The following is a 20,840-nucleotide window of genomic DNA, read 5'->3' as shown; positions in this document are numbered from 1 at the left end:
GTTTATCCCGCGATCTTTTTACAATCTCGGCGCATAAAGCGCCTCCTACAAAGCAGGTGGTGTTGTTTCAGGTAGGCGCGGGCTTACCCCGCGAGATTTTCAACAATCTCGGCGCGTAAAGCACCTCCTACAAAGGTGGTGGTTTTGTTTCAGGTAGGAGCGGGTTTATCCCGCGATCTTTTCCCACACTGACATCTTCAATTCACAAATCCTCAATTCCTTTGCTTAAGTAAATACAATTCCAATAAGGATAATCGCCAATTTGTTTTACTAATCTAGCCCGAAGCGGGTTTGCAACTATGTATCTTGCTTGGTTTCTTAACATGGTGTCGTGCAAGATACAGGTATCATAAAAATCTTTTTGCCATAATTTCCGAATGTTCATTGCTCTTAGCTTAGTTGCCGTTCTTCCTTTTAGAGACCGAATGACATTAGACAAAGAGCACATATCCATTAGTTGAAATAAGAGATGCAAATGATCTGGCATCAATGTGTAGGCGATTAGTTTGATACAGTTTTCCTGCTCAAGCTGATAAATTTCACGAATAACAACTTGATTGACACTAAGGTTATTGAAAACAGCGGCTTTGCTTTTACAGCAAATGGTGATCGCATAATATTGACCAGCCGATGAGACTCGGCCCTTTCTTAACCGGCAGCTATGTGGCATGACTCACTCCTTGAGTTAATTGATGAATGCAAAGGCAAGTATAGAACAAGATCGGCGCATAAAGCGCCTCCTACAAACAGGTTGTTTGCTTCTGGTAGGAGCGGGTTTACCCCGCGAGCTTTTCAACAATCTCGCCGCGTAAAGCGGCTCCTACAAAACGGTGTGTTTGCTATAGGTAGGAGCGGGTTTACCCCGCGAGTCTTTCAACAATCTCGCCGCGTAAAGCGGCTCCTACAAAACGGTGTGTTTGCTATAGGTAGGAGCGGGTTTACCCCGCGAGTCTTTCAACAGTCTCGCCTCATAAAGAGCCTCCTACAAAACAGGTGACATGTTTCAGGTAGGAGCGGGTTTACCCCGCGAGCTTTTCAACAATCTCGCCGCATAAAGCGCCTCCTACAAAACAGGTGGCATGTTTCGGGTAGGCGCGGGTTTACCCCGCGCTTTTGCGGTTACCCCAACCTTAAAGCAATAAACTCGGCGAGTTTGTCTACGGCGTGGGCTGATTCTTGGGTGTTTTTTACTAAGCTAATGCCAATTTGGCCAAGCTCTGGCAGGATTTGGGTGTGGGGTTGGTAGGGTAGCTCTGCGGGGACGGTGCTTTTGGCCAATACGGTTATTCCTAACCCCTCTTTTAAGGCGGCGGTGAGCCCCGTTAGGTCGGCGTTGCTGTAAACAATACGGTATTGCAGGCCTGCTTGTTGTAAGGCTTCAATGGCGCGGCGACGGTAAATACAGCCCTCTGGGGCGGTCACTAGGGTGACTACTGAAGACTGTACTTTGGATAAATCGCCAACCCACACTAATTGGTCTTGCATAAACACCGGATGGCTCAATGAGCTTAAATCTTCATTCAATGCCAGCACTAAATCAAACTGATCTTGGCGTACCACCGAGAGTAAATGCTTACTTAAACGCGATTTTACTTCTAAGGCTACATCCGGATACAAAGAAACAAAGTCGCCAATAATCGATGGCAAAATACGCGCGGCAAATTCGCTGGGAATACCTAAACGCACGCGACCGGTGACACTCTCGGAAGTAAACTGTTGAATAATAGCATCATTTTGTTGCAGCATTTGCTTTGCCAGCGGCAATAGCAGCTCGCCATACTGGTTTAATACTTGCCGCTGCCCCTGCTTTTTAAACAGTTTACAACCGAGCATGTCTTCTAACCGTTTGATCTGCAAACTCACGGCAGGTTGCGATAAGCCCAGTAATTCTCCGGCTTTGGCAAAGCCACCCATGTCCACCACAGTCACTAACGTTCTTAAGCCATCAATCGATAAGTTCTTCATAAGGAAAAGCTATTTATAAAACCAAAATACATTAATATTATTTATCAATTGATAAGTAAATACAATTTGTTGTTGCCTTTATGCATCCTTATACTTTTAACTATCGAAATTTCACTAAGGTTAGCCCTATGAGCGTCACGCCAATTATCTTTGCTAAGCACCGTCTAGGCAGTATTCCGGCGCAAAACCACTACACTCCAACCACGGCGGTTGTGGTCCTCGATTTCAGCGGTTTTGAAAGCACACCGTTTTTAAGTCAAATACTTGGGCTTAACCTCAATAAGCTGATGGCACCGGGTTTAGGTGTGCAAGGTCAGCTACAAAGTGGCGAAAAATTCGCCATTTACTATTTTAGTGAAACCGCGTACCGTTTTGTGGTGAGTGAAGCGGCAGCCAAAGAACTCACAGCGTTAGTTGAGCAGCATGTTAGCGAGTTTGATATTGAACTGGTAAGACGCCAAGATCTACTTGCCGCTACCGTGACGGGTGAGCAGGCGTTTGAGCGCTTAATCAGTGACTTTGCGCTAACACCTGGGCTGCGTATTTCAGACAAAAATGCCTGCTATGGCAAACAAAGCGGCGACGTATTTATCACCACCTTACTGGTGGCCGAACAACAACAGTATCAGTTAATTGCCCAAGCCAGCGTACTTGAAAAGTGGCAGGCTGCGTTAACGGGTGCTGGATTTAAACTGGTATCGTAATTCCGTGCGGTTATCGCTTGGCGATAACAATAACCCCCTCAGTAGCAACTAAGCTCACTGAGTAAAATGTGAAGGATAAGTATGGCTTCTAAAACAGTACTCCACGCCAAGCACCTAGAAGCTGGCGCAAAAATGGTAGATTTCCACGGCTGGGAAATGCCAATTAACTATGGTTCGCAAATTGAAGAGCACCACGCTGTTCGTACCGACGCTGGTATGTTCGACGTTTCTCACATGACCATTGTTGATATTGAAGGCGTTGATGCCAAAGCATTTTTACGCAAGCTAGTAGCAAACGACGTGGCAAAGCTTACCGTACCTGGTAAAGCGCTGTACACCGGCATGCTAAACGAGCAAGGCGGAGTAATTGACGACCTTATCATTTACTTCTTCTCAGAAACGCAATACCGCATGGTGGTCAACTCAGCAACGCGTGAAAAAGACTTAGCGCACATCAACGCGGTTGCTGCTGACTTTGAAGTAAGCGTAACCGAGCGCCCAGAATACGCCATGATTGCCGTACAAGGCCCTAATGCCATTGCTAAAACAGCGACTGTGCTAGATGAGCAGCAACAAGCTGCAGTAGAGGGCATGAAGCCATTTTTTGGTGTACAAGCTGGCGAGTTGTTTATTGCAACTACAGGCTACACTGGCGAAGCAGGCTATGAAATCGTAGTACATAACGATGCCGCTGCGGATTTATGGCAAAAATTATTAGACGCCGGTGTGCGTCCAGCTGGCCTAGGTGCGCGTGATACGCTACGTTTAGAAGCGGGCATGAACCTCTATGGCTCAGACATGGACGAAACCGTGTCGCCACTGGCGGCAAACATGGCATGGACCATTGCTTGGGAGCCTAAGGATCGTGACTTTATCGGCCGAGCGGCGGTGGCGAAGCAACGCGAAGAGAAAAACACCGACAAGCTAGTAGGCTTAGTACTTGAAAGCAAAGGCGTATTACGTGCTGGTGCTAAAGTTATCGTGGAAGGTGGCGAAGGCGTGATCACTTCTGGTACATTCTCACCGACTTTAGGCTTTAGCGTTGCCCTTGCGCGTGTACCGCGTTCAATTGGCGAGACAGCACAAGTTGAAATGCGTAAAAAGCTAGTTGATGTTAAAGTAGTGAAGCCAAGCTTCGTTCGTAACGGCAAGTCAATTATTTAATTAGAACAACACTGGTGTCGCTCACGGGGCGGCATCAACAACCGACCAAAGGAACAAAAAAATGAGCAACATTCCTAGCGAGTTAAAGTACGCTACTTCACACGAGTGGGTTCGCGCTGAAGGCAATGGCGAGTACACAGTAGGTATCACTGAGCACGCACAAGAACTTCTAGGCGACATGGTATTCGTTGAGCTACCAGAAGTAGGCGATGAAGTAGACGCAGGCGAAGACTGTGCCGTAGCTGAATCTGTAAAAGCGGCTTCTGATATCTATGCGCCAATTGGTGGTGAGATCATTGCTATCAACGAAGAGCTAGAAGACGCACCTGAAACCGTAAACAATGACTCGTACGGTGACGGTTGGTTGTTCCGTATTAAAGCGTCTGATGAGTCTGAGCTAGACAATCTGCTAGACGCGGAAGGCTACGCAAATTCAATCGACGAAGACTAATTTGTTGATAAGTAATAAAAGCCCCTTTTTAGGGGCTTTTATTATTGTTTTTTAGCAACTGCGGTTGCTGTGGGGCGGCTTTGCTACCTCACCTGTTTTTAGAATACTGCCGTTACCAAGGTATTTTGATCCTAAGTCGTAAGCTTAGAGTTAATACAGTATTCAACTTTTTCATTTGGATCATAGGAATCTGGACTAATGTCAAACGCCAAATCTCTTGAACAATTAGAGCAAAAGCAAGATTTTATCCGCCGCCATATTGGGCCTGGCCCGGCTGAGGTGAGCGAGATGTTAAACGCTCTAGGAGTATCTAGTGTTGAAGAGCTGATCGGTCAAACTGTACCTGCTTCTATTCGTTTAGAAGAGGGCTTACAGATCGGTGAAAGCCGCACAGAAGTGGAAACCCTAAGCTACCTAAAATCAGTAGCCAGCAAAAACAAGGTTTTCAAATCTTACATCGGTCAAGGCTACCACCCCACTCACGTACCTAACGTTATTTTACGTAACGTACTGGAGAACCCGGGCTGGTACACTGCTTACACGCCGTATCAACCAGAGATTGCGCAAGGTCGTTTGGAATCACTGCTTAACTTCCAAACCATGACTATGGACATTACCGGCCTAGATCTTGCCAGTGCCTCACTGCTTGACGAATCAACCGCAGCAGCAGAAGCCATGGCATTGGCCAAGCGCGTTGCTAAAGCTAAAAAAGCCAACACCTTCTTTATTGCCGACGACGTACACGTGCAAACCATTGACGTAGTGGCGACTCGTGCAGAGCAATTTGGCTTTGAAGTGGTGGTAGGCCCTGCAACTGAAGCGGCAAACCACGATATTTTTGGTGCCTTATTCCAATACCCAACCACTTCAGGTGAAGTAGTTGATATCACTGATTTAATCGCCCAAGTACAAGACAAAAAAGCGATTGCTTGTGTGGCAGCTGACATCATGAGCTTAATGCTATTAAAAGCACCAGGTAAGCTAGGTGCCGACGTGGTACTTGGTTCTGCTCAGCGCTTTGGTGTGCCTATGGGCTACGGTGGCCCACACGCGGCATTCTTTGCTACTCGCGACAAGTACAAGCGTTCATTGCCAGGGCGTATTATTGGTGTTTCTAAAGACCGTTTAGGTAACGACGCCCTACGTATGGCAATGCAAACTCGTGAGCAGCACATCCGTCGTGAAAAAGCCAACTCAAACATTTGTACTGCACAGGTGCTACTGGCGAACATGGCGGCGTTCTACGCGGTGTATCATGGTCCAGAAGGCCTAAAAACCATTGCAGAGCGCATTAACCGTTTTGCCAGCATTCTCGCCACAGGCCTTAAAGCCAAAGGCGTTGCACTGAAGCATGACACTTGGTTTGATACCATCACAGTTAAGGCCGACGACGCAGACAAGCAAGCGGCACTAACACGTGCGGTAGAGCACGGCGTAAACTTTGCTCTAAACCACGAAGGTGAATACTCAGTTGCGGTTAACGAAACCACCACGCGTAGCGACGTAGCAGAGCTGTTCGACATCATCCTTGGCGAAGGCCACGGCCTTGATGTGGATGCACTAGACGCACAAGTAGCAGGCGAGAACATCACTGGTATTCCAGCAAGCCTAGTACGTGATGACGAAATTCTTACGCATCCAAACTTTAACAGCTACCACAGCGAAACTGAGATGCTACGTTACATCAAGCGTCTTGAAAACAAAGACTTGGCACTGAACCACTCAATGATTTCATTGGGTTCATGCACCATGAAGCTGAATGCTACTGCGGAGATGATCCCAGTAACTTGGCCTGAGTTTGCAGAGCTACACCCGTTCTGCCCAATCGACCAAGCTGAAGGCTACAAGATCATGATGACCGAGCTGCACGACTGGCTGGTGAATATCACTGGCTACGACGCGGTTTCGCTACAGCCAAATTCAGGTGCGCAAGGTGAATACGCTGGTCTAATCGCCATCCGTAAATACCACGAGTCGCGCGGCGAAGGCCATCGTAATGTGTGCTTAATTCCAAGCTCTGCGCACGGTACTAACCCTGCATCTGCTCAAATGGCGAGCATGAAAGTGGTTGTGGTTGACTGTGATAAGAACGGTAACATCGATATGGAAGACCTACGTGCTAAAGCGGCAGACGTAGCAGAAAACCTATCGTGCATCATGGTTACTTACCCGTCTACGCACGGCGTGTATGAAGAGTCTATCCGCGAAGTGTGTGACATTGTTCACCAGCACGGCGGTCAGGTGTATATGGACGGCGCTAACATGAACGCGCAAGTGGGTGTCACTAGCCCAGGTTCAATTGGCTCAGACGTATCGCACTTAAACCTACACAAAACCTTCTGTATTCCACACGGTGGCGGTGGCCCAGGTGTTGGTCCGATTGGTGTTAAATCACACCTAGCGCCATTTATGCCAAACCACAGCGTGATTAACGTTGAAGGCACAAACGTCGGCAACGGTGCCGTTTCTGCAGCGCCTTACGGCTCAGCAGCGATTCTACCTATCTCATGGGCATACATTGCCATGATGGGCAGCGAAGGCTTAAAACAAGCGACAGAAATGGCCATTGTTAATGGTAACTATGTGGCTGCGAAACTCAGCGAGCACTTCCCAATTTTATACCGTGGTCGTAACGACCGTGTTGCCCACGAGTGTATTGTTGACCTACGCCCACTGAAAGACGCCACTGGCATCACCGAAATGGACGTAGCTAAGCGCCTACAAGACTACGGCTTCCACTCACCAACCATGTCGTTCCCAGTAGCGGGCACACTGATGGTTGAGCCAACGGAATCTGAGTCAAAAGTAGAGCTAGACCGCTTTATCGAAGCACTGGTTTCGATTAAAGGCGAAATCGACAAAATCGCGTCAGGTGAATGGTCAATCGAAGACAACCCTCTGGTATTTGCACCGCACACCCAAGCCGACGTACTTAGCAACGACTGGAACCGCGCATACGACCGTTTCTATGCCGCATTCCCAGTAGCAAGCGTAGCCAAAGACAAATTCTGGCCAACGGTTACTCGTATCGATGACGTATACGGCGACCGTAATCTCATTTGCTCTTGCCCAGCGGTTGATAGCTATCGTGACTAAGGTTTGATTGTCGATCTCGAATAAAGATTGCAACTATCGAAATTAAGTTTGCAACTCAAATAAAGTTTGCAACCGATAGTTGAATCTTGAGGTCAGTAAAACAAAAAAGCGAACCACTTCTGGTTCGCTTTTTTATTAGTAAGCGTGCAGCGAACCACACTTAGAGGCTAACCTTCCAAGGCAATAAACTGTCGATATCACAGTCTGGTTGAGCAAGTTCGTTTAAACAGTGCATCACATAGTCGAATGGCGTGAGGCCATTTGCTTTGGCGGTTTCGATTAAGCTATAGAGTATCGCGCTGCTCTCTGCGCCACTTGTGGTGAAGCTAAATAGCCAGTTTTTGCGGCCAATAACGAACGGTTTGATGGCGCGCTCAGCGCGGTTGTTGTCTATGCCTAACTGCCCGTTGTCGAGGTAGCGAATGAGTTTTGGCCACTGTCTTAGCGTGTAATGGATGGCTTCACCTAGCTTCGATTTTGGTACCACCGTTTGTGCTGATTTTTCTAGCCAGGTTTTAAACTGCTCGAGTAGCGCTGTACTTTGTTTTTCCCTCGCAATGTGCCTTTCTTGAAGGCTTGCGGCCTTGATGGCTGTTTCAACGCGGTATAGCTTTTGAATGTGGTTGAGTGCCCAGTTGGCTTTACCGGTTTTGCCCTTCGCTTGCGCATCTGCGGCTTCTTTGAACTTGCGTCTTGCATGTGCCCAACAGCCAACTAGTGTCGCTTGGGTTTGTTCATAGCCTGTATAACCATCTACTTGCAGATAACCGTCGTATCCTTGTAAAAAACCCACAGGACAGCGCCCTGCACGACTATTCTGATAGTCGAACAATACAATGTTAGAGATGTTTGCTTCCGCCTCGGGCGAATCCGTGCCGCTGCAATACAGCCACATGTAACTGGTTTGTTTGCCTTCTTTCACCACCTTAACTGGGGGTTCATCGGCTTGTATCACCGGTTGCTGTAGCAACACGTCGTGAAGCCTGTCGTAGAGTGGTTTAAATAAACTGGCGCAACGTAGCATCCAGTCGGCCATGGTGCGCCTACCTAACGCAATCCCATATTGTTTGAATAGGCTTTCCTGCCGATATAGCGGTAAGCCGTACTGATATTTACTGGTGATGATTTGGCTCAGCAAGCTGGCCGTTGCAATGCCTTTTGGAATGGGGCTCGGTGGTACAGGGGCTTGCTTTATCGCCACCTGGGTGTCTGTTTTTTCACAGTGTCGGCAGCTGTATTTGGGCCTAACGTGTTCAATCACTTTAACTTAGGCTGGGATAAACTCCAGCTTTTCGCTGACATCCTCACCCATTTTGTGTAGCTCACCACCACAGCAATCACAGTGTTTATGGTCGATGTCATGCACAACACGCTCGCGAGGCAAGTCTTTTGGCAGTGGTTGGCGCGTTGGCTTTTTGCGCTGATATTCGATGGTTTCAACGTCTTGCTCAGGCGTCTCTTCAACCAGCGCTTCCACTTCATTAAACAAGTCAGCTTGCGCCGGGTGCGACTCACTGCTGGCCCCAAAGCGTTTATGTTGGGCCAGTCTGAATTGCTCTTCGAGGTAGTTATTGCGCGCCTGGAGCTGAGCAATCATTTGCCTCAACTATTGGGGGTCATCAGGCAATGCGTTAATATCTTTCATGCGGATTATTTTACCAATAAACCGCTGTTATGCCTCCACTTTATTCATATCAATTGGTGATCTAAATCGCGTGGTTATGATCATACGTTATAACCATAATTCAGAGGCTTATGGGCAATCACCGATAAGCCTGATAGGAGCCATTGCCACAGCTCGGCAGTTCTATGTTTAGGCATGTTTTACTCCATGGTTGATTGGAGTTTAAAGCTACCTTTATAAAACCGCGGTTACTAGGTGTGGTTTAGCGGACGGACACACCGATTCTATCGGATTCGTTGTCCGGATATGGAGCCAGTGTTAAGCTGGAAAATCATAAAAGGCCAATAGGCTCCCTTTATCTTTGCTTAAGCACTCCATGGCCTTAGGATATTTGTCCTCAAACCGCCTGATACAGGTATCATACGCTTTGTAAGCATCTTCTCTTGTCTCTGCCTGCCAAATATCATGCAGCGCTTCCTTCACTCTGGTATTCACTTTCCCAGGTCGATTTTAACCGGCCTATTGTATTGGATGAAAGCCCTGATGCATCAACACCTAACAGGCTTTGCAGGGTTTCTAGAAAATCGTCTGTTGAGATCCCTTTCAAGTATGACCAAGGTAGAAACTCTTCTATCGCTTTAGTTCGCTTTAAATAAGGAGGAACCAGTTTGCTGTTGAATTTAATCCCGCTATTCGAGCGATCTCGTACCTTTGGGATTTTAACATCAATATCACCCAGCCCAGTCTGAATGGTTCTTTCCGGTAAATATCCATTCCTCACAACTACGGGCCTGCCTTGCTCATCACGGCGCTCTTCATACTCTGAGAGTAACTGAGCCAATTCAGCTTCCACTGCTTGGGCTAAGAGCTGTCTGACTCCTTGCTTCAGCAAATTGTTAAGCGGATCTTCTGGTGATTCTATGGAAATAAGATTATCATTCGACATAGCGGCTTACTCTTGTTGTTGGTTGATCTGCCAGGATCTTTTACCAACTGAGTATGCCGCGCTCTTTCATCCTCGTACACCAGAAATCACCATAAATCATACTACTCCGATGTCTTATATTTTATATTATGTGCTAGACTTTGAGACTACAAATTCATTTTCAGAGCAGTTGTTATGTCTGGTTATTCTTATGAGTCGCTTTACGATTTAGCACTTGAAGATTTAGACTGGGAAAGATGGCAAAAACTGGTAAACTCAGTTGCTTCGCTGTTCAATTCGCCAGTAGCATTCATTAACCAAGCTTCTCATAAAGGAATTGAAGTATTAATCGCCTCAGAGCTACCCACAACTCATTATTCTCCCGGTGGTTCTGCTTCTATGGATATTAACGTATATTGCCATACTGTCGTAAAAAATAACTCGCCATTGTATGTACAAAATGCTGCTTCAGTTGATGCATGGCAGAACAATCCTGAATTAACTGAAGATAACTATGTTTCTTATTTAGGCTATCCTATACATTGGCCCGACGGAAAATGTTTTGGCACATTATGTGTAATGGATACAGCCCCAACTAATTACAAAAAACAGTTTTTCGATATTTTGGAAGTTTTAAGGGATGTAATTAGTGGTGATTTAGCTCACCTTTATAAAGAAAGTGAACTAAAAATAGAGAGTCGCCTAGATCCCCTGACAAACATTTATAATCGAAGAGGTTTTGAAGAAGCTTTTGAACCGCTTCAACAGCTATCGAGCAAGCTGAACCGAAAAGCACAATTAATTTTCATAGATCTAAACAACTTTAAACTCATTAATGACACTCTTGGTCATGAAGCTGGGGATCAAGTACTTAAACGTTTTGCAAATATTCTAAGATCTTGTACGAGAAAAACAGACCTCTTGTGTCGTTGGGGAGGAGATGAATTTATTGTAGTTTTAAATAATGATGAACAAGTTGCAATACAAAACTTCATGAAACGGATCGAAAGCTTACAAGATGAAGAACATAAAAAAACAGGGATGCAGAAAATATGCTTTTCTATTGGTAATGTCGAAATACTTCCCAAAAATAGTAAAAGTTTATCTGAGCTACTCCATCAAGCAGATCAATTGATGTATTCATGTAAAGCCAGTTAGAGTTCATTACACTAATTAAAAGTTTAAATATATTTGGCGGTTAAGAAGCAATGTTTTGGTAAGGTAATTGATAAAACGGCATCCATAAGCAACTGTGATAACATAAGCGGATATGTTATTAAGCACTTCCGAGTAAAGGTTCGAATAGCCAAAGCATCGTCTGAAGAAAATAAAGCTCTAACAAAACACAGGAACAATCGAACAGGGTACTCAATCAAAATTTGGGGTTCATCATACCAGAACGTCAGACAAGGACTCGTTTACTACTTGTTCCTGAAAGAGTTTATTTTATTAATATAATCTTCCTTATCATATATATTGACTTGTTGAGTTGCATCGCAAGCTCCTGCATGTTCGCCGTCTTTATTCACAAAAACTGAGTAGTGTTTTCCAACTACAAATGGTATGCCACAATCACCACCGCCCAACCCAGTTTTAATTTGAACTTGCTTAACCTGTTTGCCTTTAAGAACATCGTGCACTTGAATTGTACCATCAATGTGTGGCCATTTTATATCAGTTTCCACATATTATGCATGTCTCATTTTATGGGAATGTGACAATATAAATGAACAATTGAGAGCAAACTCATCGATGTTCAAGCTTGACGGGGTTTATAACAAGTCAGAAGTAAAAAGAGAATTTAAGAACTTATACGATAGAGTAAATATGTTGGAGGCATTAGGTCGTGATGATGTCTTGAATGACCCCCAAAAAACTAGAATATTACTAAATGTGGATCTGACCATAAGTAATAAAAGAGTTAGGTTTCAGAAATTTCTTGTTGATTCACTGAACTTTTTGGCGGGTAGCAATTTGCTCATTAACACTGAAAGCTAAACTCTTAAAAAAACTTTTTGCATTTTTTATATCAAAAGCTTTTGCTCCATACCCTTCGGATAGAGTTGATTCTGGCAAAAATTCATCAAATTTCTCGGTACGTTTTTCCATTACTTGTTGTGCAAGTTCTGTTTCTGTTAGGAGTTCCGTTGAAGCAAGTTTGAGCAATGTTGCGTGAACATTTTCTAATGACGCTTTTTCTACTTCTATGACTCCTGCATATGCGCCAGCTTCAAACCCATGTTGGATTAGCAAGGCGACAATTGTATTTACCACTTTGTCGCCAAGCCATGGGAATATATAAGTAGTATTGCCAACCTGGAGCAGTGGTTCTCTAGAGAGCTTTGCATCTTCGAAATATCTTACGCTTTCACCAAACAGTTCTCGTGCAGCTGAATCAGCGAAGTCGACTTTCTGATCCCCCACAGAAATTCTGTAGTCACCGTCTTTTAATATTTGGAACATCTCTTGCCGGACAACATCATGTATGTTCAAGCCAGCACCACTAAATTTAGGCGGCTTGCCACCTTTTGCATGCTCCACATAAATGACTTTCTTTTCGCTATCTATGTCGTTTACTTTCCAACGTTTTCCACCGAAAACAATATGCTGACCTTCCAATACCAAAGAATCTACAGGCAGCGTTCCGAGTGATTTTGTTCCACATACAATCCGAAACTCTTCAGGCGTTTTGAAAACAGCATAGAACGAGTAATGGCTTGTCAGCTTTTCTCCCAAAAGGCCAAGAACCAATTCACCACTTCCTAACTGAGTTATGAGTTCTGTTTTGCCCATGTGGACAAGTAGTGCTTTAAAGTTTTCAACATTAACGTTTTGAAAAGGGCCATCTTTACAGAGCAAACTAAATAATTGCTCGGCTCTAATTCCTCCCCATTGTGCAGTAACCGCAAGTACTTGGTGAAGGAGTGTTGAGAAGTGGTAAAGTGATGTATCAGCTGGTTCATACCATTTACTGCCGATAAGAAGTCTGATCATGGCTAGAGATTGAATAAGCTCCAATCTCAGCTTGTCGATGACGCTAGAGTCTTTTGTCAATTCAGCTTCAGCGATTAGCATTCGCAATATTGAGGCTCCACCGCGTCTTCCTGAGCGTCCCATTCTTTGACGTAAACTTGAAATAGAGTGGGGGGCTGTTACTTGAATTACGGAGTTTACCTTGCCGATATCAATGCCTAGTTCAAGAGTCATTGTGCAAATCGCTGTGGTAGGATAATGCTCCTGTTGCAATCGCTTTTCTAAGCTTTCTCGAAGATCTTTAGATAGCGAACCATGGTGAGGAAAAAATTCATTCGGTACAATTTTCTCTTCACAGAAGTCAGATAATGTAGCCGCAATGCTTTCTGTACGGCTTCTACTATTTGCAAACACAAGGTGATTTCCGCCTCGACAAAATTTAAATAAATCTTGGCAGATCGTATATTCGGCATCATTGGAAGACTCAGCTTCTAAGTTAGCAGGGTTGACATACCCCTTTACCTGAACCTTCAAGGTGGATGTCGAATGTGTATCTTTGATGATCTTGCAAGGTAAAGAGCGATTAGGGCGAAGTGATAGAGGTACTTTCTCTAACTCACCAAGCGTAGCACTCAAAGCGACTCTCGGGATTGGTGTTTCTAGTCTTCCTAGAAGGTGTTCAAGTCTATGAAGTAAAGAGAGTAAGTGATGGCCGCGCTCAGAGCCAATAAAGGCATGAAACTCATCGATAACGATATATTTCAAATTAGAGAATGCTGCTTTGATCCAGCCAGAGTCTCTGATGAGTAATGACTCCAATGACTCAGGTGTTATTAACACGACACCGGATGGTGATGCTTTTAATTTCTTCTTTCGGCCCTGTGAGCTATCACCATGCCAGGGAGTAACCGGTATTTCTAACAGGTCAGACAGACTTTCTAAGCGCCTATCTTGGTCATTTATAAGGGCTTTTAGAGGGCTAACGTAAAGGATCCCTACACCCGTTTCTTGAGGTGCTATAGCGCTGAGCGCAGGCAAGAAAAATGCCTCTGTCTTTCCGGCTGCGGTTGAAGCGCTGATCAGCACATCTGTCTTTTCAGACAATATAGGTTCAATAGCAAGGCATTGTATTTCTCGTAAGCCAGTCCAGCCTTGTTTGAATATCCAGCGCTGAATCCGATGGTCTAATTTTTCATGTTCATCAATCATAGTTTGAAGTCAGCAAATCCATCTTCATTGTCCTCTGTTTCGAGTTCAACATCGGAAGGCTTATCTTCATTAATTGCTACTGATGAGATTAGACTATGCCATGCAATTTGCGGGTTTTGGTCGATTACCGCGAGCATGTCTAAAAATGCTTTAATGGTGTTACGTGGCGTTCTAAAATACGCATCCCCTATAGTTTGGCTGCAATGCTGTAAGAACGCTTTGAGAGATTCGTCTGGAACCAAGTACTTCGCTTCGTCACCTTCAGCGTAAACATGACGCAAGTTTTTAAGCAAAATATAAAGTTCTTCAGGCGTTAAGCTAGCGAGGTGTAGCGCTGGTGACGAATAATCAATCACGCCCGCTTGTTTAGCAAAGCTGTTATCTGCCAATCTAGATTGCAGTGCTTCATAGCTATACAAGCCTTTACGTGGATCTAGCAAAAACTCAGGGGTTCCGCCAAGAAGGAATCCCAAATGCTCAGCGCTTCCTTGCAAGCAATCGTTTAGAATTCGGAGTATTTGTTCATAGTTAGAAGTTCTCGCTGTGGTGTTGTTCAACTTATATAGATTTACCATCTCGTCTAAGTTAACTAGAAGCCCTTGGTAGCCAGCTTGTCTGACAAATAAACTCATTAATTTCAGCGCGTCATAAAAAGATGTATCCGAAATAATTGTTCGAACTCCTAGGTCATTTCGGGCATCGGTTTTAGTTGAATACTCTGCTCGTAACCATTTTATGGCGTTAGCTTTTAATATCTCATCATCTTTCTCATGACCTATCCAATAAGCCTCAATAACTTTAGCAAAATCATAACCGCCAACGAGTTCAGAAAGTGATGCTAATTTTTCATGGATAATTGAATTTATACTTTTTCCTGAAGTATCAGCTTCTTTCATCGCTTCTGTGATGAACTTTTCAACTACACTTGTTAGAGCATTACCATCAGGTTTGTTGCGAGTCGCCATGTTACGCATTAGCTCAGAGTAAAGGTTTCTAGCTTGACCAGCCGATGCATGAATACGTCTATCAGGAGATAAGTCTGCATTGACGGTTACAAGCTTATTCTCCAGAGCAATAGCACGTACAACACTTAAAAAGAATGTTTTACCAGAACCATAATCGCCGATAATGAGCCTGAAAGCTGAACCTCCATCTGAGATCCGATCAATGTCTTGGATCAGTGCTTTTAATTCATTTACTCGACCAACTTGGATATGCTGGATTCCAATCTTAGGAGTCACACCTGACTTCAGAGATTGGATAATTGCATCCCTTTCTTTAGCTCGTATTCTTTTTGCAACCATTGTTTATCCCTTCAATTCTTCTACGATTTCTAGATCGACATAGATATCACCATCGTCATCTAGAATTGGCGCATCGACTTTGTCATAAGCCCAGTCATTAATAGTTTCTAATGCGCCATCAACCATTATGTTTAGTTTGCTGCACAGTTCATGAACTTCTTTACGTGGCCACGACTCTTTAGCTATCAAAGTTTCAAAAAGTTCTTTGTAAGGACTATCTAAGCCTTCTTCATTGATATCAGCTGTGGGGCTCACTCCCAGTTCAGCTTCTTCATCAACGGCAAATATACTCTCCAGCATAATCTTTGCATCGTTGGTGTCACTTTCATGCATAGCCAGAATACCTTCATCCAACTGAAAGGTACTTTTATCAATTGAAGCGCCTTTAGATGTGGCTGAGATAGGTTGTTTACTGGAGGTAAACGCATGAATGTCACTTGTAACGAGTGATTTATCTAAGCCTAACGAGGTATATAACTTTTCAATTTGCTTAATTTCAGAAGCATCGATCCTTCCATCAGCAAGAGCGATGGAAAGCATGAATCTTTTCAAGAATTCCACCTGAGGAACGCCGAGTTTTTCAATCCTAGCTTTCAAGCCGGTATTATTTACAGGGGCATTTAGACGCCAAGTTAAATATGCATTTAACGAGTTCTTTTCAGAAGGTGAGAGTTTGTCATCGTGGTTTATCAACGTTTGTAAGGCGATTTTCTCATGCTGATCTACAGTACCGTCTATCGTTGCGACCATTGCCCCTAACCTAATTGCTAAACTTACTTGGTTGAATGCCGAGCTTGGCTCAAAAAACTCTCCATGGCCCGGAGAGAAGAGCACAATGTTGTCATCGATTTTCAGTTTTGCATGATGAAAACGTTGGTCTGGTGCAATACCTATTTCAGCCTTAGCAGCCAAGTTGGCGACTAGTTCATTTTCTTTTTTGTTAAACGCCTTAGGGAGAGGTGTACCTGTATGAGTCCAGAAGTCCTTGACTTTGGTTAGTCCATTATTTGAGCTAATTATCTGATTGGCCCAAGACTTGAACGTTTCTATAACTGGTGAATTTTCTTCGTTTGCCAGTTCTTTAGGTAATAACATTAACGCTGCAATATCATTCCTTGAGGTATCAGCTTTTCCTAAGTAACGGCTATAGCTGTTCAACTCTTCCGTACATTGTTCGGCGATAGGAATGAGCTTTTTAATTGGGCCTTTGAGAATACTTGGATCTGGTAAGTCACCCAACTCCAAATCAACCCCATGCACACCATTACTTGCTGCATTGTATGAAAGTCGCAGTTTAGTTTTATTGGGTTTTACGGAAATTCCTTCGCCAAACTTATCAGAAAATCTAATTTGGAAAAGCTGGCTAAACTCTTCTTCACATCTACGGGCGGGAGTTTTTAGGGAATACTCGAATGTATTTTTTAGCCACTCTAAAGCTAAGGGAGCTGTTACAGGCTTTCCATTGGCTACAGTTGTTGCAAGTTTGACTTTGAATGATAATGCATTATTAGTTTCTGGTATATCTGACAATCTATCTTCAAATAAGGCGGGTTTTTGAAGTGCCATTAGTTCGAGAAAATTAGCAGAATATCCTCTGAATGAACGATTTGCGTTGAAAACGCTATTGAGACGCAACACTTCTTCAAATATTGCTATGTACTCTTCATCAGATATTTGATTGTTAGATTTGTTTTCGATGACTCTTCTCTCAAACCCGTAAAAGTAGATGAAGACATAACCAATTGGCGTATTGGGGTTTGAGCGATCAGAGGCGAGCCAATCTAGGTAAGCGCCTCTACAGCCTTTAGATAAAGATGCGTAAGTTGGCCAGTACCCTAAGGATTCATCAGAGTATATCTCTGAATCTACAGCGGGACTTGAAGCTGGGCGTTTATCATCCACTAGAGATGGCTCTATACCGTACCCATCTAGTGAATTCATTACTCCGCCAAAGTAGAAAAAGCCTTTTGCTAACTGTCTTCCATTAACAGAAAGTTGTTCATCTTCACTTATCCATCGACCTTTTTGCTTGTTCGTTGTTTTTTCTGGCTCTCGGCCAAAGCTTGTATGAATAGTAAAAGTAGCAAAGTCATCATCATCGTCTAAATAAGTATGATTAGATGTACTGGATACACTTATGCTGGAAGATCCTACTGCAATGCTGGGGGATGAGGTTCTACTTTCAGGGACCTTTGTTTTTTCAGAGAAAGGTTGGGGAGTTATTTTTGGGGAAGAATTGTGTGTAGAAGGTTTACTGTTACCTTTAAATAATCTATAAATCAAATAAATTACTAATAACCCAATAATAAATTCCATTTTATTTCCTCTTTTTACAAGGTGCCAATTTAGGTACTGTATCCCTTGATTTTTCTAAACTTTTATATCAAATCCAAATTACTTAAGCAAAGTTTGAATGAAGTTATACTCATAAAATTGAGCTCGACAAGCGAGTTGAGTGCATAGGCTCAGGCTGTGCAATGAGGTTTGCAGGATACTAGCCGTTCACCTGAATGAGTATCTCTTGTCGAATGGTATCATAACTGCTCGCTGCTCGATTAGAGATCGCGGCGTAAAGCCGCTCCTACCCAGTTTTATTTATTTCTTAATGCACGGTAATTGGCAGGTCATTCACTACCAATGACTGGCCATTTTGCTGGGCCCGAAGAAAGCTGGATATCAGCACGTCGTTCGACAAAGTGCTGATGTCGTTGACTTCTTCCACCATACAAAAGGTGATGGATTCCCAGCCGAGGTTTTTTATAAAACTCTTCAGTTTGCTGATGTTATCTTGATAGTTTTCATCGGTTGTTAGTAGGCCGATAGAGTGTTTGTTGCCGGGCTTGTACTTGCCCTGTTCGGTAACAGAGCATTTGGCGCGTGTGGTTTATTTTATTCAAGGGAAGTATATTGAGCGTTCAATGTTGCTTACTTAGGCTTATCGCATAGTGCTTGTTGCTGGTACGATGAGTTGTTACTCTCAAGGTCTATAACCATAATTAAAGGCAACATCATGCAGGAATTTTTCGATAAGTTTGCAATTACCACCAAAATTAACGTGGTGTGGGGCGAAATGGATGCCTTAGGGCACGTCAATAATGTCTCGTACTTTCGTTATTTTGAAACCGCGCGAATCGATTTTTTAACCCAAACAGGATTACTTTCTGTTTTATCAGAGCCCACCCATAGCCCCGTATTGCGCGATACTTATGCGCAGTACAAACGCCCGGTGACGTTTCCAGATATCTTACATATTGGCTCGTACATTACCGATATTAAAGAAGACCGTTTTACTATGCGCTACGAGGCATATAGTGAGTCGCAGCAAGCGATTTGCACAACGGGCTATGCCAATGTGGTGATGTTTAATATGAAAACGGGGCAAAAGGCGCCTATTCCTGACAATATGTTGAGCATTTTAAAGCAATATGAAATAGAGAATAATCAATAAAAATAAGAGGTTAGTCAAATCTCACCGTGTTTCATCAGTTAAAAGAGTTAACTTACATGGGTTAACTCTTTTTATTTAAGCTTGCCATATTCGCTAAAAGCTTTCCCCCTTAGGTGTAATCAATCCCTCTCAATAGTTTTGTTATTCTCAATAGTGGCTTTGCTTTATTAGTCTTATGTAATATCTTGTAATTGATGTGTTAAAATTATGTTTGTATTCTTTGTGTGAACTTTAAGCCAAATCATTAAGGATATAGACATGGCAACTAACACTGACTTTGAAATTAATGTAAATGAACTAATTAGCAATGTGTTTGGAGGAGACAGAGAGAGAAACGATCTTGCTTCAGGTATTTTAAATGAAGCAGGTAATACGATTCGCCTTGATTATTATGTTCATCACGGTAGCTTGCACGAGGTATCGGAAGGGAACAAGATTCCACAAGGGGAGCAATGGGATGCCGGTGTTCATGCTCGAGGTGCAGGATCTAATATCACTTTTAATATCTCAATGCCAAATGGCTCTGGCTGGGCTGTTATGGGAGCGACCCCATCCAACAAGCAAAATTACTTTAAAATAAGCCACAGTGCCACAGGTTATGACTCTGCAAAGGATGCGTACAAAGCGGCAGATAAAACAAGTAAACATTATTCAGATAACGGCATATATGATGAAACTCACAACGGCTATCGTTTAGTGGTTAGCATCACAGGTGAAAGCCCCGCAGCCTTATCTGTTGTTGTAGAAGCACCATAAATTAAATATGAGGGGTCATAATCGTTTTTCTACTTATAAAAGAGTGCGGTTTTTATTGGCCCCTTGCATCCTTTATTTTTGTTCTGGCATAAAGTTAGTTTAAAACCGACTCACTTCAACACATCCGCTCGAATACATGGGCGCTTTACGATATGGTTTTACTATCATTAGATGAGTAAAGTAAGTCATGTCGACAGTAACCGCAAAACAGAACATAAAAGCGATAGTGACCGCGATTAAAGCAGAAGAGCAAGCGCTTAGGGCACGTTACCCCATATTACATTGGCAAAATGGCATTGCCATGGTGATCTTGCTGTTGTCGCTTGGCGCACTGATTGGCGTGGCTGCGCTTTACTATTTTGCGCTTATTCCGGCTTGGTTATGTATTATTTTAGCGGCTTTGATCACTTCCGTTTCTCATGAACTTGAGCACGACCTTATCCATAAACAGTACTTTAGTCACCGGCCATTTATCCATAATTTTATGATGCTGGTGGTGTGGTTAATGCGGCCAAATACGGTGAACCCTTGGTATCGCAGAAAAATACACCTGCACCACCATAAAGTCTCTGGTACCGAGCAAGATATAGAAGAGCGCTTAGTGGGTAATGGCATTAAGTCGCTTTGGTTACGGGGGCTGGTCATTGTTGATGGGCTGCTCGGCTTATTAATAAATGCTAAGCGTTTTAGTCAAGAAATTCATGGCTTTCGCTTTTTACAGGTGTTTAATGCTGGTTTTCCAATCACCACGGCGTATTTTGCCACTTTGTATGGCGTGATTGCTTACCATGCGCTGCAGTGGCTGCACCCTTTTGCTGTGCCACAGTGGGGAGCCGAATTACTGGCGCTGGCTGAGTTTTTAATGGTGGTGCTGATTGTGCCCAATATGCTCCGTTCGGCGTCTTTGAATTTGGTCACCTCTTCAATGCATTACTATGGTGGTGTGAGCAATGTGTTAGAGCAAACCCATGTGCTCACTAGCCGCTGGTTTGTGCCATTTCAGCTGTTTTGTTTTGATTTTGGTCGTACTCATACCATCCATCATTTTGTGCCTAACCAACCCTTTTATATTCGCCAATGGATCAGTAAAAAAATACGCCCGGTTATGGCCGAGCATGGCGTGCGTTTTAATGACCTTGAAAGTATACGGCATGCAAATCAGTACCCAGCGGCAACGCCTATTAATCAAACTGATAAGGTGGTCTTGGTAAAAGAGTAGGG

Annotated in this window: 14 protein-coding genes and 3 pseudogenes; 8 read left to right on the top strand and 9 right to left on the bottom strand. The window is 43.7% G+C overall.

All coding sequences use genetic code 11. The features are described 5' to 3' along the window. Positions 1 to 202: 202 nt before the first annotated feature. Together R3P39_RS09760 and R3P39_RS09755 are read right to left on the bottom strand one after the other, a co-directional pair. Positions 203 to 670 (bottom strand): REP-associated tyrosine transposase, encoded by a 468-nt coding sequence (locus R3P39_RS09760; RefSeq protein WP_336567194.1) that lies wholly within the window; start codon positions 668 to 670, stop codon positions 203 to 205. 449 nt (positions 671 to 1,119) lie between these two features. After that, the gene (locus tag R3P39_RS09755) at positions 1,120 to 1,965 is read right to left on the bottom strand and encodes a LysR family transcriptional regulator (protein WP_336567192.1); all 846 of its coding nucleotides are present in this window, start codon (positions 1,963 to 1,965) and stop codon (positions 1,120 to 1,122) included. Positions 1,966 to 2,093: 128 nt separating this feature from the next. Between R3P39_RS09755 and R3P39_RS09750 the strand changes: the two genes are divergently transcribed. The 4 genes from R3P39_RS09750 to gcvP all read left to right on the top strand — a co-directional run bounded on the left by R3P39_RS09750 (position 2,094) and on the right by gcvP (position 7,380). After that, entirely contained in the window at positions 2,094 to 2,669 is a 576-nt protein-coding gene (locus R3P39_RS09750; RefSeq protein ID WP_336567190.1) for a hypothetical protein, read from the top strand. Positions 2,670 to 2,750: 81 nt separating this feature from the next. Continuing rightward, the gene (gcvT, locus tag R3P39_RS09745; protein WP_336567189.1) at positions 2,751 to 3,833 is read left to right on the top strand and encodes a glycine cleavage system aminomethyltransferase GcvT; all 1,083 of its coding nucleotides are present in this window, start codon (positions 2,751 to 2,753) and stop codon (positions 3,831 to 3,833) included. 61 nt (positions 3,834 to 3,894) lie between these two features. Beyond that, positions 3,895 to 4,284 (top strand): glycine cleavage system protein GcvH, encoded by a 390-nt coding sequence (gene gcvH / locus R3P39_RS09740; RefSeq protein ID WP_336567187.1) that lies wholly within the window; start codon positions 3,895 to 3,897, stop codon positions 4,282 to 4,284. 198 nt (positions 4,285 to 4,482) lie between these two features. Next, complete coding sequence (gene gcvP / locus R3P39_RS09735) at positions 4,483 to 7,380, top strand: aminomethyl-transferring glycine dehydrogenase (RefSeq protein WP_336567186.1); 2,898 nt, start codon at positions 4,483 to 4,485, stop codon at positions 7,378 to 7,380. A gap of 160 nt (positions 7,381 to 7,540) precedes the next feature. Here gcvP and tnpC read toward each other — a convergent pair. Further along, a pseudogene (gene tnpC / locus R3P39_RS09730) lies at positions 7,541 to 8,977 on the bottom strand (IS66 family transposase). Positions 8,978 to 9,325: 348 nt separating this feature from the next. Beyond that, positions 9,326 to 9,950, bottom strand: a pseudogene (locus tag R3P39_RS09725) (transposase); the annotation flags it as partial. A gap of 174 nt (positions 9,951 to 10,124) precedes the next feature. On the opposite strand from R3P39_RS09725, the gene R3P39_RS09720 reads away from it, so the two are divergent. Beyond that, the gene (locus tag R3P39_RS09720; RefSeq protein ID WP_336567185.1) at positions 10,125 to 11,087 is read left to right on the top strand and encodes a sensor domain-containing diguanylate cyclase; all 963 of its coding nucleotides are present in this window, start codon (positions 10,125 to 10,127) and stop codon (positions 11,085 to 11,087) included. Positions 11,088 to 11,350: 263 nt separating this feature from the next. Here the strand turns inward: R3P39_RS09720 and R3P39_RS09715 are convergent, their stop codons facing one another. The 5 genes and pseudogenes from R3P39_RS09715 to R3P39_RS09695 all read right to left on the bottom strand — a co-directional run. Further along, positions 11,351 to 11,614, bottom strand: a complete 264-nt coding sequence (locus tag R3P39_RS09715; RefSeq protein ID WP_336567184.1) for a hypothetical protein — start codon at positions 11,612 to 11,614, stop codon at positions 11,351 to 11,353. A gap of 262 nt (positions 11,615 to 11,876) precedes the next feature. Next, positions 11,877 to 14,111 carry a DEAD/DEAH box helicase gene (locus R3P39_RS09710; RefSeq protein WP_336567183.1) on the bottom strand — a complete coding sequence of 745 codons (2,235 nt, stop codon included), beginning with the start codon at positions 14,109 to 14,111 and terminating at the stop codon, positions 11,877 to 11,879. Beyond that, a complete protein-coding gene (locus tag R3P39_RS09705) occupies positions 14,108 to 15,415 on the bottom strand; it encodes an ATP-binding protein (protein ID WP_269408919.1) in 1,308 nt (435 codons plus the stop codon). Before R3P39_RS09705 ends, R3P39_RS09710 begins: the two co-directional genes overlap by 4 nt. A 3-nt stretch (positions 15,416 to 15,418) precedes the next feature. Then, entirely contained in the window at positions 15,419 to 17,731 is a 2,313-nt protein-coding gene (locus tag R3P39_RS09700) for a tellurite resistance TerB family protein (protein WP_336567180.1), read from the bottom strand. 286 nt (positions 17,732 to 18,017) lie between these two features. Continuing rightward, a pseudogene (locus tag R3P39_RS09695) lies at positions 18,018 to 18,290 on the bottom strand (hypothetical protein); the annotation flags it as partial. 135 nt (positions 18,291 to 18,425) lie between these two features. Here R3P39_RS09695 and R3P39_RS09690 point away from each other — a divergent pair. From R3P39_RS09690 to R3P39_RS09680, 3 genes are all read left to right on the top strand, one after another. Next, positions 18,426 to 18,863 carry an acyl-CoA thioesterase gene (locus tag R3P39_RS09690; protein ID WP_336567178.1) on the top strand — a complete coding sequence of 146 codons (438 nt, stop codon included), beginning with the start codon at positions 18,426 to 18,428 and terminating at the stop codon, positions 18,861 to 18,863. A gap of 258 nt (positions 18,864 to 19,121) precedes the next feature. Beyond that, positions 19,122 to 19,619, top strand: coding sequence for a hypothetical protein (locus R3P39_RS09685; protein ID WP_336567176.1), 498 nt, complete (start codon positions 19,122 to 19,124; stop codon positions 19,617 to 19,619). A gap of 187 nt (positions 19,620 to 19,806) precedes the next feature. Further along, complete coding sequence (locus R3P39_RS09680) at positions 19,807 to 20,838, top strand: fatty acid desaturase (RefSeq protein ID WP_336567175.1); 1,032 nt, start codon at positions 19,807 to 19,809, stop codon at positions 20,836 to 20,838. The last annotated feature ends 2 nt before the right edge of the window (positions 20,839 to 20,840 follow it).

Source organism: Pseudoalteromonas sp. UG3-2 (assembly GCF_037120705.1).
Taxonomy (GTDB): Bacteria; Pseudomonadota; Gammaproteobacteria; order Enterobacterales; family Alteromonadaceae; genus Pseudoalteromonas.
This window is presented reverse-complemented; position numbering and strand designations above follow the sequence as displayed.